The 14,780-nt window shown below is 37.1% G+C and carries 12 protein-coding genes, 1 pseudogene and 1 other annotated feature; of the genes and pseudogenes, 1 reads left to right on the top strand and 12 read right to left on the bottom strand.

Annotated features, from left to right (window positions below; genetic code table 11):
- Positions 1 to 62: 62 nt before the first annotated feature.
- The 11 genes from asnB to AC1VS3_RS06450 form a co-directional block, all read right to left on the bottom strand.
- Entirely contained in the window at positions 63 to 1,898 is a 1,836-nt protein-coding gene (asnB, locus tag AC1VS3_RS06500) for an asparagine synthase (glutamine-hydrolyzing) (RefSeq protein ID WP_008687905.1), read from the bottom strand.
- Positions 1,899 to 2,211: 313 nt separating this feature from the next.
- Positions 2,212 to 2,955, bottom strand: coding sequence for an NAD-dependent protein deacylase (locus AC1VS3_RS06495; protein WP_008687904.1), 744 nt, complete (start codon positions 2,953 to 2,955; stop codon positions 2,212 to 2,214).
- Between the two features lie 2 nt (positions 2,956 to 2,957).
- Positions 2,958 to 5,987, bottom strand: coding sequence for an SbcC/MukB-like Walker B domain-containing protein (locus AC1VS3_RS06490; RefSeq protein WP_119983639.1), 3,030 nt, complete (start codon positions 5,985 to 5,987; stop codon positions 2,958 to 2,960).
- 3 nt (positions 5,988 to 5,990) lie between these two features.
- Positions 5,991 to 7,103, bottom strand: a complete 1,113-nt coding sequence (locus tag AC1VS3_RS06485) for a metallophosphoesterase family protein (RefSeq protein ID WP_008687901.1) — start codon at positions 7,101 to 7,103, stop codon at positions 5,991 to 5,993.
- 256 nt (positions 7,104 to 7,359) lie between these two features.
- Positions 7,360 to 8,130, bottom strand: coding sequence for a hypothetical protein (locus AC1VS3_RS06480; RefSeq protein WP_008687900.1), 771 nt, complete (start codon positions 8,128 to 8,130; stop codon positions 7,360 to 7,362).
- 156 nt (positions 8,131 to 8,286) lie between these two features.
- Positions 8,287 to 9,108, bottom strand: coding sequence for a MetQ/NlpA family ABC transporter substrate-binding protein (locus AC1VS3_RS06475; protein ID WP_008687899.1), 822 nt, complete (start codon positions 9,106 to 9,108; stop codon positions 8,287 to 8,289).
- 115 nt (positions 9,109 to 9,223) lie between these two features.
- Positions 9,224 to 9,904, bottom strand: coding sequence for a methionine ABC transporter permease (locus AC1VS3_RS06470; protein ID WP_008687898.1), 681 nt, complete (start codon positions 9,902 to 9,904; stop codon positions 9,224 to 9,226).
- Positions 9,898 to 10,932 (bottom strand): methionine ABC transporter ATP-binding protein, encoded by a 1,035-nt coding sequence (locus tag AC1VS3_RS06465; protein ID WP_008687897.1) that lies wholly within the window; start codon positions 10,930 to 10,932, stop codon positions 9,898 to 9,900. Before AC1VS3_RS06465 ends, AC1VS3_RS06470 begins: the two co-directional genes overlap by 7 nt.
- Positions 10,933 to 10,968: 36 nt before the next feature.
- Positions 10,969 to 11,223 (bottom strand) — a binding site (T-box leader).
- 242 nt (positions 11,224 to 11,465) lie between these two features.
- Positions 11,466 to 11,807, bottom strand: coding sequence for a DUF6442 family protein (locus tag AC1VS3_RS06460; protein WP_008687895.1), 342 nt, complete (start codon positions 11,805 to 11,807; stop codon positions 11,466 to 11,468).
- 383 nt (positions 11,808 to 12,190) lie between these two features.
- Positions 12,191 to 12,655, bottom strand: coding sequence for a hypothetical protein (locus AC1VS3_RS06455; RefSeq protein ID WP_008687893.1), 465 nt, complete (start codon positions 12,653 to 12,655; stop codon positions 12,191 to 12,193).
- Between the two features lie 60 nt (positions 12,656 to 12,715).
- Complete coding sequence (locus tag AC1VS3_RS06450; protein WP_008687890.1) at positions 12,716 to 13,444, bottom strand: amidohydrolase family protein; 729 nt, start codon at positions 13,442 to 13,444, stop codon at positions 12,716 to 12,718.
- 94 nt (positions 13,445 to 13,538) lie between these two features.
- Here AC1VS3_RS06450 and AC1VS3_RS06445 point away from each other — a divergent pair, with 94 nt between their 5' ends.
- Positions 13,539 to 14,381 carry an alpha/beta hydrolase gene (locus AC1VS3_RS06445; RefSeq protein ID WP_008687887.1) on the top strand — a complete coding sequence of 281 codons (843 nt, stop codon included), beginning with the start codon at positions 13,539 to 13,541 and terminating at the stop codon, positions 14,379 to 14,381.
- A gap of 73 nt (positions 14,382 to 14,454) precedes the next feature.
- Here AC1VS3_RS06445 and AC1VS3_RS06440 read toward each other — a convergent pair.
- Positions 14,455 to 14,780, bottom strand: a pseudogene (locus AC1VS3_RS06440) (hypothetical protein); the annotation flags it as partial.

Genomic DNA, 14,780 nt, shown 5'->3' with positions numbered 1-14,780 from the left:
ATCCAAGTTATCAACCTTGAGTTGCATCACAAAAGACCGGTTAAACCGGTCTTCACTGCGCCTTAATGTAAAACAAAATACTGCTCATACCATAATAAGAAAGAATAGACTGTATAAATCTTACGCTGATAATTTCCTAAATTATTTTTATGATCTTCAAGCCATTGTAAGATTAACTTCTGGTTGAAGAACTCTGCCGCATATGGTTTTTCAAACATCGTTTTCACTTTTGCATAATACGCTTCTTCTCGCAGCCATACACGCAATGGAACAGGAAAGCCCATCTTTTTACGTTTGCCCCAATCACTTGGTATATTTTTCATAGCCGCCATACGGAACGCACGTTTGCTTTCTTCGCCTTTTATACAATATTCACTTTCCAGCGATTTTGCTAAGTTCCAAACTTCTTTATCTAAGAAAGGAACACGCAGTTCCAAGGAATGTGCCATCGTCATCTTATCGGCTTTTAATAAGATGTCATGAGGCAACCATAAGTGCATATCTAAATACATTTTCTTATGTAGGTCATCTTGTTCTTTTACACGTTCAAAGTAAGGTCGTGTAACATCCTGATAGCATAAAGCTGTTTTATAACCATCTGCCATGACCTCATCCGCATCTTCATTATCCATAATAAATGCCTGCCCGATATAAGAATCCTCCAAAGAAGTAGCATTGCGTTGTAAAAAGCCCATACCTCGTTTTTCAGCTCTGCCTTTTGCCCAATGCCCTAACTTTTTGCGTAATGCAGCAGGTACGATTTTTTTATAAAGTTCATCATTTTTGTTTTCTTTATAAGCATCATATCCGCCAAACAACTCATCGGCACCTTCACCACTTTGTACAACTTTCAGATCCTCCACAGCCATTTCAGATAAATAGAATAAAGGTACAGCCGATAAATTGGCATGAGGTTCATCTGAATAATATTGCACCTTTGGTAAAGCATCGAAGAAATCTTTTGAAGTTAATGTTTTTTTCTTGTTTTTCAGATGTAGTGTCTCACATAAATCTCTAGCATGGGTCGTTTCATCAAACCCTTGTACTTCAAAACCAACAGAATATGTTTTATCCGGACGTAAAACAGATGCAATATAGCTAGAATCTACACCGCCGGATAAGAAAGAACCTACCTCAACATCAGCTATCTTATGATAAGCAACAGAATCCTTGACACTTTGATGAATGCACTCTACCGTTTCTTCTAATGATCTTGACGTTTCCTCAAAGGCAAAGGTAAAATAGCGTTTCACCTTAAAGTCACTGCCATCATAGGTAAAACATGTACCTGGTTCTAATTTATAGACATCTTTGAACATTGTTTCTTCTAATGGATTGTATTGAAAAATCAAATACATTTTTAAAGCATCTTTATTCACCGCTTTGTGAAAAGCTGGATGAGGTAAGAAAGATTTAATTTCTGAACCAAATAATAAGGTGTCGTTCATCTTAGCATAGTAAAATGGTTTAATGCCAAATTGATCGCGTGCGCCAAACATCGTATGTGTTTCCTTATCATAAATCACAAAGGCGAACATACCTCTTAACATCTTTACGGCATCTTCACCATAGGTTTTATATGCCTGTAAGATAACCTCTGTATCGCTATGTGTCGCGAATGTACAGCCATGTTTTTCAATCAGTTCTTTGCGAATATCCTGATAATTGTAAATTTCTCCATTGAATACGATGACATGTCTGCCATCCTCACTGTGAATAGGCTGAGAGCCTCCTTCTAAATCGATAATACTTAAACGACGAAATCCCAATGCTACATGATCATCTAAAAATGTTCCATCACTATCAGGGCCACGATGAGCAATACATTCACCCATCGCATCTAATATCTGTTTTCGATCGTAATTACCAAAACCGTAATAACCCGTAAATCCACACATTGTTAACACCTCTTTACGCTATTTCATGCGTTATCTTCCAGTATCCTGTTTGTCTCATATAGATAATTCTTTTGAATAAGACAGGAATCTTATTTATTATAAAGGATGTACAAACGTTTCTCAATAGCTGATTGCAAGAAAGCTATTAATAATTCTGAAAATTGCGGATACTGTTGTATACTTTTACAATTTGTACAAGGAAATCGATGCGTTTAAGAAAAAAGGACAAGCGCAATGTCATGTCCTATTGTGAAATGCTTCCTATTTGATTCTACCATAAAGAGGTTTTTCTTTTCTCTTCGATCCATTTGCATCAATCAACAAGCTTCGTATTATGGAGCACTACTTCCTGCAACACCTCGCCAATTGGATCATGAATTACGATATCTGCTTGATCATCCATTGCTGTTACCGCTTTATTTAACAGCACCAAGGTCTTACCTCGAAAATAACGCAATAACCCCGCAGCCGGATAGACAACTAAAGAGGTACCACCGATAATCATCACATCTGCATTGGCAATCGCTGTCACAGCTTCCTCCATTACTTGCATATCTAGTGATTCACCATACAACACTACTTCTGGTTTGATGGTATGATGACAGTTCGGGCATTTAGGAATGCCATCTTTTTGCTTCAGCATATCCTCCAATGTAAAAAAACTATGACAACTCTGACAGCGATTACGATGTATGCTGCCATGAAGTTCTAACACTTTTTTACTGCCTGCTTTTTGATGAAGTCCATCAATATTTTGGGTAATCACAGCATCTAATTTCCCCAATGCTTCTAATTTTGCTAAAGCGAGATGTGCTGGATTTGGCTGCGCATTCGGATAGACCATCTCATGAAAGTAAAAATCATAAAAAGCTTCTGTATGCTCATAAAAGAAATCATGAGATATCATTGTTTCCGCAGGATAAGGATATGTTTTTTTGCTATATATACCACTTTGTGAACGGAAATCGGGGATATTACTTTCTGTGGATACACCAGCTCCACCAAAAAAGACGATATGTTTATTTTCTTCTATAACCCTTTTTAATTTATCATACATATTTATGCTCCCTTTCGTATTTGGATATAACTGCCTTCTCTGGTTTTAACAACAGCGATACCTGCCTGAATATTTTCCTTTAAAATTTCCACATGGGAAATGATACCAATCATGCCTTTGCCTTGTGTCATTGTCTGCAAGATAGCCAATGCGTCCGCTATGCTATGCTCATCCAGAGTACCGAAACCTTCATCAATAAACATACAATCAAAACGGATTCCGCCATTCCTTGCTTGTACGACCATGGATAGTGCTAAGGACATGGCTAAGGATACTAAGAATTTTTCTCCTCCACTTAAGGATACCACATTTCGTGGTTCCATGGAATAGGTGTCAAAAATAGATAGCTCTAAGCCATATTTGCGACTTCTTCCAGTTGTATCATCATTGCGAAAAATCTGATAGCGACCTTCATGGATATGGGCTAACAGCTTATTGGCTTGGGTGGTGATGTTATCTAATAATACCCCTAAGACATAGCGTTCTATGCCAATGCCTTGATCTCCGCGCATAGCTTTTACAAAGTGCTGCATGCGAAGATAATCTGGTTCAATAATTGCTAATTCTTTCATTTGATTTTGTAATGCAGACAAAGTGCGCGCATAGATCTTTTGTTCACTTTGTCTTTGCGCTAAGCGTTCCTGTATTTGCAACAGTTCTTCCTTAAGTTTAGCATCTTGTGCAACAAGTTTATCTAGATCAAGCCATATGATCTTAGCCAAGTATTCTTCTTGTTTTCGTATTTCTTTTTCTAAATGAGTAAGGTTCAAGAAATAACGTTCAACCTCACTTGCATTGTTTTCAATATCCGTATCAGATGGCATTGTTTCCAGTTCCACTATCTTGACCTGTTGTTTGATAACTTCTTCTTCCAGTTGTTCTTGTTGTTGCTGTAACTGTTGCTGCGCCTGTCTATATTCCTGTTCGCTGGTCTGATAATGTTCAATAGCCTTATTGTATTCAATGATGCTTGCTTCCCTTTGCTGAAGCTGTAGATTCTTTTGCTCTTGTAAGTATTTCAGACTCTTTTGCTGTTGTTCATATTGTGTCTGCAACTGCTTTAAATCTTGTTGTGGAAGTCGCTTTTGTAAGGCAGCTACTTCTGCTTTGGCCATTAGATAGTTTTGTTGCTTTGTCTGCTCTTGTAAAAGGGAAGCTTCCAATTGTTCTTGTCTTTGCAAAGCACTGGATTGTAATACTTGTAACTTTTGCCGCCTTTGGCTCTGCCTTTCTTCTGCTTTAATTAGCTCTCTATACTGCTTTTTGATCTGGTGATATTCTTCCAAAAGGAACGGTTTTTGTAATAATTCCTGTATCTGCGTTTGGATATCCTTAAGCTGTTTCTTTAACAAGGCATAGGCAGCTTGTTGCTTTTCTTCTAAACGATACAGTTGTTCTTCCTTTTGCTTTCCTTCTTCCAACTGTTGTTTCAAAGAGCGAAGCGTAAGCAAATCAACGGCGGCTTTTTGTGCTACATATGGTTTTGGATGATGAAAAGAACCACAGACAGGACATGGCTTTCCTTCCTGCAAGCTTTCTGCCAACTGTAAAGCACTGTGTTCTAAAAATTGCTGATACAATGCATCATGTTGCTGCTGCCGTTTTTTTAAAGTTTCCTGTTGTTGCTGATACGCAGATTGCGCATTCATCCATGCCTGTTTCTGCTTGTTCATCTGTTCTTGTAACGCTGTTTGTTTTTGATAACGTTTTTCTGCTAGCACGTAATACTGCCAATCTGCTTTGAGTTGTTCATGTTGCTTTGCTTCTTGCTCAAACGCTTGTATTTCTTGCTGCAACAACTGCTGTGTCTTTTGTAATGCCATATTCTTTTGCTTCCATTCGATATTCTGTTTATGTATTGCCTGGTATGCTGTTGCCAGCTGTTCACTTTGTTGTTTTTGCTTATCAAAGGTTTTTAACAACCGCAGTTGCTCTTCGCACTGTAGCAATTGTTCTCTTGCAGTCTGTATTTGTTCTTCATAGCCCTGAATGCTTTTATTTTGCTCATCCAAACAAGCATATTGCTGGCTAGCTTTCTGTTTTCTGTCCTTTGCCTGTATATATTGTGCTTTACGTAATTCCTTCGCTTTTTGCAAGCGCTGCATTTCCTGATACATATGCCGCAGTTGCTGCATCTGCTTCCAACGCAGTACCTGCTCTTTTTGTTGCTTCATTTGCCCTTCTTGTTGCTTCTCTTTTTCACATTGTTGTTGTTTCAGCTTATAGTCTTCTTTCCAACGATGATATTCTTTCTGCTGTAGAAGATCTGCTTGAACGTTTTCCTGTTGCTGTAAAAGTGCGTTTTTTTGTTCATTGTCCTGTACAATCTGTTCCGTGAGCGAAGCATAGGTTTGCTGTGCTGCTTGCATGCTTTCTTCATTTAAAGAACGTAAATCCGCTGCCATTTGCTGTTTTAAAAGATCTAAGGCATTCCGTTTCTGATTCAGTTTATCTGTAAGCCATCCATTTATAGAGCTCCAGCGTTCCATCTGAAATAATGTTTTCAGGATATCTTGCTTCTCTTCACTACGACTTGTTAAAAATTGTTCAAATTTTCCTTGTGGCAAAAGCATCACCTGCACAAATTGTAAATAGGATAAACCAATCAGTTCTTGTGCCTTTTCTTCGACACTACGCAATTTAGGATTCTCAAAGAAAGGATGAAAGCAACCATCGATCATTTCACCAGCATCGACATTCACTTTATATGCCTTTTCTTTATTTCGTTTGGTGCGAACTTCAACACTTCGAAAAAATCGATATTCCTTCTCCTTGATCGTAAACGTAAAATCAACAATCGTAGGCATTTGCTCAGAAGCAAAGCGAGAACGCATACTTTCCAGATCTTCCCGCTGTCCACCGCTGCTCTTTCCATATAAGGCATATGTCATGGCATCTAACAACATCGTCTTGCCACTTCCGGTTTCTCCTTCCAAAAGAAATAGGCGATCCTTCATAAATTGTGTAAAATCAATTTGCTGTTTCTTTACATATGGACCAAATGCCTGTACTTCCAATCGTTTTGGCAGCATTCCCTACACCTCCTCAAGCATAGACAGACCCTCTTGCAAGAGCTGAATATCTTCATCACAAAGAGTTTCCTGAAACATGTCTTGAAAGTAGCGTTTCACGATATTGACATCATTTAATCCATCTAGTTGCTCAACATCCAATGAAATTTTACTCTTTATCTGCTCATTTTTCCCACTCAACTGTAAAAGTCCTGGATAATGTTCCTGAAAATAAGTCAGCATTTCATACGATACACACACATCTAACAATTGCAATTTTACATAGCCCTGTGGATATCCGTCATCAACTTGTCTTAGCTGTTGCAGATATGATAAGCTGCCTTTTAGAACATAAAGGGGATGTAAAGGTTCTATGGTACGTGCATATACCTTTTGATTGCATGTATCATATAGTAGCACCTGTTTCTGCTGTTCAGCTTCTGAAAAAGAATACGGCAATAATGATCCACTGTAATATACATGTTCCCCAACCTTTTGAGGACGATGAAGATGTCCCAAAGCTACATAATCAAATTCTTCAAATAGTGTGGCAGGCACCAGATCACTGCCTCCTACACGAGCAAATCGATCACTTTCACATACACTGGAGCCCGCAATAAAAGCATGCGCTATTGCAACATGGCATAAATTTTTCTCCTTATGCAGATGAATATCTTCACAAATAATACGAAAAGCCTCTTCTTGTGTTGCACATGGTTGTTCATACACTTGAGCTACCTGTGCAGGATGTAAATAAGGAATTGGATAAAACATTGTATCTTTGATCCGTAATCCTTTGACCTTCTCTTCCAACTTGCCATAAATATGCAGTCCCATAGGTGCCAACAATTCTGCACAGGTAGCCAGGCGAACAGCCGAATCATGGTTACCGGCAATTACTATGACCTGCTTTTGTAATTCTAAGCATAACATGCTCATACAACGATTATAAAGTTCAATCGCTTCTTTGCTTGCCAAGGTCGTATCGTACACATCTCCAGCAATTACGATTACATCCACATCTTCTTCCATAACGATTTTCTTTATTTGCCATAAAGCATATTTTTGATCTTCCAGTAAAGATACCTTATGCAAATCAATGCCCAGATGCCAATCCGCCGTATGTAATATTTTCATTGTGATACCCCGTTTCCTTTTATTTCTTCGCATTATTTTCGTCTAGTAAATCAAGATGCCCTATTCTCATATTCTATTTGATAGCATTTTGATATTATATGCAAATAGGTATTCCTCTTTCTATTTGCTACCAGCTTACATCGTTTGACCCTTCTATAAAAAATTGAAAAAAGATGGCGAAAGATCCTCTCACACATCTTTGTGAACTACGCATTGTAAAAAGCTGAGGAAACGCGGTCATTTTATCACGAACCATTTAATTTTCATTAGGATTTGCCTGCGTTGCGTTTCCCTTTTCTAATGTAAAATCAACACTGTCATTAATATCCTCAAAAGCCCAGCGGATGGAAAATTGCTGATACTCGACTGGATATTCATACCATTGGAATTCATATGTTGTTTTCGCGATAATCATTCCATTTTCTTCTTTATATTTCGTATCAATATAATCCATACGATTATAATTAATCGTATCATCCAACATGATCAATTTGGGCACCTTAACCGGATGTTCCTTTTGATATTGATATGTTAGTGTTACTCTAGTACGTCCCTCTTCCTGCTTCACCTGTTGATCAAAACGAACGACATATTTCACAAATACATTTATTGTCTTTTTGATTTCCTTACCATTTGCCTGTGTAATGATCAAGGTAAAATCATTATCCCCTGTCGTTAAGCCATAGCTATCTCTTGGTAAAGTCCAAGAGCTATAGGAAGATACATCAATGGGATTATCCTTTGAATGATACAAATGAACACTTTCGATTTCAGTTTTTCCTGCAGAATAGCTCCAATGGAAATGAATTTGATCATCCATGCGATTATAGGTTCCTAAAAATTCGGTAATCATAGCATCTTCTTGCGTAGGTTCTTCTTGTGTCGGTACATCAATCGGTGTATTGTTTTTCTCTACTAATTTCTGGGTTAGGATATAGATCGTTAAAGATAGGATGATTAGCAATAAGACACTCAGCAGTAATACAAAAAATTTGTTTCTGCGAATAAACCCTTTTTCTTTATCCATACGATCTCCTCCTGTTCATGTTTTTATTTATTATACTGTTTTTTGGTGAAAAAAACCACTCTTTCTCATGCCTTTACAACAATTCCCTTAGCTTTTCCTAATAATGGCAGACGGCTCTTAAGAAAAAAAAGCATCCGTAATGGACACTTTTTCAGCCTATTTTGTCGGAACTAAAGGCACGACAATCCCATGATATGTTTCGTCAATATAGTTTTTCACATCTTCTGTATTTAAGGCATTGATCAATGCTTTAATTTTCTCATCATCTTTATGTGCTGTTTGTACAGCGATGATATTGCCATATGTTTTTGCAGCCTCACTGTCTTTTGATTCGGTTGTAAGAACATTTTCACTGATTTTGGCATTTAAAGCATTATTCCCATTAACAACGGCATAGTCAACATCTTGAATGCTGGCTGCACATGTTTCTGCCTGCATCTCGATAATTTCGACTTTAACATTATATTTGGCGATATCGCTCTTTGTTGCATCTACACCTTTTCCATCCTTCAAAGTGATGATGTTATTATCCGCTAATAATTTTAAAGCACGTCCACCATTGGTAGGATCGTTAGGTACTGAAATTTTCATACCATCTTTCACTTCATCCAATGATTTATGATTTACCGAATAAATACCGATTGGTTCAAAGTGAACAGAGAACACACTTGTGATCTTATCTTGAGCACCCGCTTTTTTCGCCCAATCATCCATATATGGTTTGTGCTGGAAGAAGTTTGCATCCAGATCACCATCTACTAATGCCTGATTTGGTTTTACATAGTCTGTGAATTCCGTAATTTTCACCGTATAGCCTTCTTTTTCCAAAGCCGGCTGAATATGCTTAATAATTTCTGCATGAGGTGTTGTACTAGCACCAATACGCAATGTCTTATCTTCCTTACCTGTATCATCACTTTTTGCGCCGCAGCCTGCAAGTAAGACAACAGCTAAGAATCCTGCTACTAATTTTTTCATTGTTTTTTCCCTCTTTCTTTCTATTTTTTTATATTTCATCCAAACCTGCCTGACAGGTACAACACATTCGACAGATTCGGCTTCCTTGTTTTAATATATGTTTCATATTTCACCTCTAATGGGTGGTTTTCCGGATTAAGATATTTCCTACACCCTGAATCGTTGTCGTAATCAACAATAAGATAATCACACAAACATAAGTCACATCATTTTGCATACTATTATAACCATAGCGAATAGCAAAATCACCGATGCCACCACCGCCGACAGCACCGACCATGGTGATCAAACCAATCAGTGAAATCAAGGTGATCGTTGTTGCACGTATAATGCCAGGAATACTTTCTTTCAAATATACCCGAAAGATAATTTCCATTGGCGAGCTTCCCATTGCCTGACTGGCTTCAATTAATCCGCGATCGATTTCAGCCAATGCACTCTCTACCTGACGGGCAAAAAAAGGAATCGTTCCTACCATTAAAGGAAACAAAGCTCCGCGCAAACCAATCGTCGTTCCCGCAATAATGCGTGTCATTGGCCCTAAGAAGAAAATCAAGATAACAAAGGGAATCGCACGAAACAAATCAATAATTTTTCCCAAAATGAAATAAATCACTTTATTCTCTAAAATATCACCACGTCTTGTAACAGTTAAAATAACACCAAATAATGTACCAAAAATAAAGGATACAGCACCGGTAATTCCCAACATGATAAAGAAGTCAAGAATGGCTTGCCAGAATTCCGGAAGTTTATTCATAATGTTTGGAATTAAATCATTTAGTACTTCTAACATTCTTTCAGCACCTCAACTTTCACATCATGTTTTTCCATATAAGCAATTGCATTTTGAATATCTTCTTTTTGGCCACCAAAGATTACAACCAAATCTCCTAATGGGCTGTCTTTGATGATTTCTACATTGCCAAAGATGATATTCGTATCCACATGGAAATCACGGGAGATTTCGGATATTAACGCCTTCGAAGTATTTACCGCATCATAATTTAATTTCACTAGATGCTGTCCTGGTTTTAATTCTGTTAATGCACTACCCTCATCTACCATTTCGTAAATACGGGATATATTGCTTGTAGTCGCAATGAAATCTTTGGTTACCTTCGCCTGTGGTTTACAGAAAACTTCTAAGATATTTCCTTCTTCTATGACTTTACCTTTTTCCATTACCGCAACACGGTCGCAAATTTCTTTTATAACAGCCATTTCATGAGTAATCAAAACGATGGTAATCCCCAGTTTTTCATTTACCTGTTTTAATAATTTCAAAATGCTCTTCGTCGTTTGCGGATCTAAGGCACTGGTTGCCTCATCGCATAATAAGACCTTTGGATCATTTGCCAAGGCCCTGGCAATTGCCACGCGTTGTTTCTGTCCACCGCTTAACTGTGATGGATACGCATCTTTTTTATCGCCTAAATCGACTAATTCTAATAATGAAGTGATTTTCTTATCCATTTCCTCTTTTGATAAGCCACTCCCCTTTAATGGAAAGGCGATATTTTGATATACGGTACGTGAACGCATCAAGTTAAAATGCTGAAAGATCATACCGATTTTCTTACGCACCTCACGTAATGCCTTTTCACTCATTTTCGTCAATTCCTCGTCGTCAATCCAAACTTTGCCGTTGCTAGGGCGTTCCAACAGATTGATACAACGTACCAAGGTCGATTTACCGGCACCGCTGAAACCAATGATGCCAAAGATTTCACCATCCTGGATTTCCAGATTGACCTCTTTTACTGCATGCACATCACCGGAAACGGTATCAAATGTTTTACTGACATGCTCTAAACGAATCATCCAACTACCTCCTTCTTATAAAAAAAAGCTCTCATCCATTAGGACGAAAGCTTGTGCTTATCGTGTTACCACCTAAATTCACCCATCTTTTGCAAGATAGATCTCATCAAGTACGCCTTCAAACAGAAAGTTATACTCTATCGCTGTAACGAGCGAACACGTCATAGCCTAAACGTTCTTCGACCATGCGACTCCAAGACCATTTTCAACAGCTTCGCTTTATCCTCTTGCACCAAATGAGAACTCTCTGAGAAAGTATACACTGTCTACTCTTCTTTTCTACGTCATTTTGTTTACGTGAATAATGTTACTTTATTTTCCTAGATTCGTCAAGTGAAATAAAACAAAATTCTGAATTATTCCAAATAAACGCTTCTTCAAACGTTTTGTTTACTGTCACACATAAGATTGCCACCAATATAGCTTTCGGATAAAACGAACCTATTTCAATTGGAAAAACCATATAGCGAGACACTTTGCTCATACCAACAAAAGCATATACGACACAATAATGATGTTGATTCACTCTTATTTCATCGTACAACACAGAGGAAAGTTCCTGTCACTAACCAGTATAAGAAGTAAACAGCATTGACTCCAAAAATAATGACAAAGAAAAAATTGCTTTTCTTTCGAGTGTAATAAAATTGCGCCAAATTATATAAAAACATGCCTATTTGGGCAAAGCTATGAAGATAATAATAGCGATCTGTATATGGCGGCCCTATAAGCCAAACCACAACATCATATACAATCAACACACTCATAATAACACGAAAGCTCCATGAACTGGAACGCTCATCCAAATAGGTTATTCGCTCATCACCATGCTGATTCTCTTTGCGCGCTTTCTGCAATAGCTCTTCTTTCTCCATGTCTTATTCCCCTGTCATTCTCCTATGATGTAGTATCATCGTATCCTTTATCAAACGTCAAATAAAGTTTAGCACATTTTAAAAGCTTATAGCAAGTGTACTTTGCATAACGCCATCCTTACACCCTTATGCATTGTTTACAAAAGACACATAAAAAGATAATAAAAGCAGCTATCTAGTTGTCGAAAGTTTTCTTATATCCAACAGCAAAAGAAGCATCGTCTAGCACAGAGAGAAAGCAAAGCTTATGGAAAAATCTTAGCCAAAGCAACATTTACCTTATTTTCACAAATAATAAAGAAAAGCGATTTGCTATAGCTGTAAATGCAATGCAACTAGCTTTAAAGAACTCTGTAATATAAAATCCGCCCCTAAGACGGATCTTACCCTATTTTATATTTAAGCTTGTACGTTTTCCCCTCACTTTCATCATCAAAATATTCCGTATAGCTAAAGATGATTTTTTTGGCTGTAGATGAAATGATAAAGATCAAAGAGCCATATATTTCTTCCATTGGTTTTAACGCATATTCATCAGGAAGCTGATTTTTTACACCAAAATAATCCTCTGCTTCGAATGGGCCTTCCTCATCAAAAGTTATCATAAAGTCATCCTTGTACATATTTAATATTTCATTTGTTATATTTTTGATGCGGACATGCAGCATTAGAAACTGCGCTTGCTCCTCAACTACAAAATCTTTTAATTCCTTACCCGGTAATTCAATTTTTGTCACCTTGCAAGTAAAAAAGATTGTTTGAAATTCATTAATGAGAGCCTGATTAGGACAATAATCACCTGTCAGAAGCACATTCTGTTTTTCCTTTTCATGTTGTATGATTTCCACTTGTTTTCACCTCTCTAACATACTATATGACGAAGAGCTGAAAAACTGTCGAACTTTGTGTTATATGAGCAGATTTGGATAGATGCGGACACCTTTCTTCACGATTTGCGTTATATGATTCTCATATAAACCTTGAAACAGATGTGATAAAGAATTACCATGACAAATCAAGATATCCGCCTGTTTTCCTTTTTTTAATACACCAACATGGGGTAATTGTAGCGCTTTAGCAGGATAGCATGTCAATGCCTTTAAAAGCAATAAGGCATCCATGCCCTGCTTGATATGTAGCAACTGTGCCAGCAATAATGGATCCTGCATGATGAAATGGTTATCTCTGGTACTAATACAAAACCGTTTTTTGGTATATTTTGTTGATGCTTTGATAATAGCATTCCCATATAGAATAGGATAGGTCAATGCTTGTTTGGGGACAATATCCATTTCAAGAAAGGATTGTGCATGGCTATCCATCGCCATCGTTAAGACCCCATGCTGCATATACTGCATGCGATATTCTTGCAACTTTCTGGTTTTATTCCATTCATCACATGCAGGGTAAACTGCATCAGTTTCAATAAATGCTGGAATCGCAAAATGACTGCGTCCTTCTAAGATTCGCGTATCTTTATCCAAAAGATGTGTATAGCTTCCCTCACCGATTTCCAATATGACATCATGATGCATTGCCAAATAGGCGTGTGAATAAATAACATCTTTTTGTTTAATTGTTTGCATAGTATAAATTTTCTCAAGATTTGTAATGAGTAACGTTGCTTTTTTCTTCATGAATTCTCCTTATAGACTTCTCTTATTATATGACAATTTCACACAGAAAGAAAAGTAAATTATGATATAATTAAACAAGTAAAGGAGGGATGTTATGTTTGATTGGCTAAAAAAACACTTCGAGAAAGAGAATCCAGCAACAACCCCAAAAACAAAGCCTGTAATCCTAACAATTCATGGCTATGGAAGAAGACGTAAACATGAATTTGATAATCTTGCCTTATGGGGTAAAAAAGATGGATATGATATCGTCCAGTTTGATATGTATGATTTATTTGATGAAGAAGATCATGATTGGATGTGCTGGGTACAACGTGCAAAAGATCAGCTAGATCAATATAAAAAAACAAATCGCGATATTTACCTAGTGGGCTTTTCTATGGGCGGTGTTATAGCTTCTTATTTAGCCGCTATGGTACCTGTAAAAAAATTAGTTTTACTTGCGCCGGCATTTAGCTATATAAATATGGATATGATTACGGATGCGATCACCAAATCGGCAATTTCTTTATGGACCAATGATAAAAAAGAAGAAATACAACTTCCCCGTTCCTTTTATAGTGCTTTTAGTGAACTCATTAAAAACCTTAAAAAGTATATTACAAAGGTTGATTGCCCAATCTTATTTCTACATGGTGATGAAGATGAAGTTATCTCAATCAAAAGCTCCATAAATGCATACGATAAAGTCCCACATGAACGTAAAAAGCTCATTATTCTTCACGAAGGACATCATCGTCTTTTGATGGATGAAAAAGTAAACTGGGAAGCTTATCAAATTATGAAATTATTTTTTGATGATCATCTATTAAATGAACAAAAAATAGAGATGGCAGAAGATATCATGGATAAGCTAATTGAAAAGAAACATCGCTTGGATGCTGAAAAAGAAAACTTAAAACAAGTGACGATACATGAGGAATCGGTTACATCGTAATCGATTCCTTTTTCCTTAAAGAAGTGATCATGTAAATAATATTATAAAGAAAAGGAAGGATGTCCTTCCTTAACTAATATTTAATATATACTTTTCTAACGGTACTATAGGAACCAAAAACTTTGCTGCCTAAAGAATCTGTTTGATAGGCCCGTACCTTAACATAATACGTTTTCTTTATTTTCATATTGCTCAGCGTTTTTGAAGTGGCACTGGTATACAAGCTTTTGGTTGTACTTTTCGTAAACTTTGAACTCGTGGAATACGTAATCTGATATCCCTTTGCGTAGGTTACCTTACCATATTTCACACTTAGTTTCCCTTTTGCACTATTTTTTAATGTTGGTGTTTTTCCCTTACCTACACTAAGCTTACTCCATCTTGCATACAGTTTCTTAT

The sequence above is a fragment of the Longicatena sp. genome (assembly GCF_982403165.1).
The sequence above is the reverse complement of the archived record's forward strand: the minus strand, read 5'-3'. Positions and strand labels throughout refer to the sequence as shown.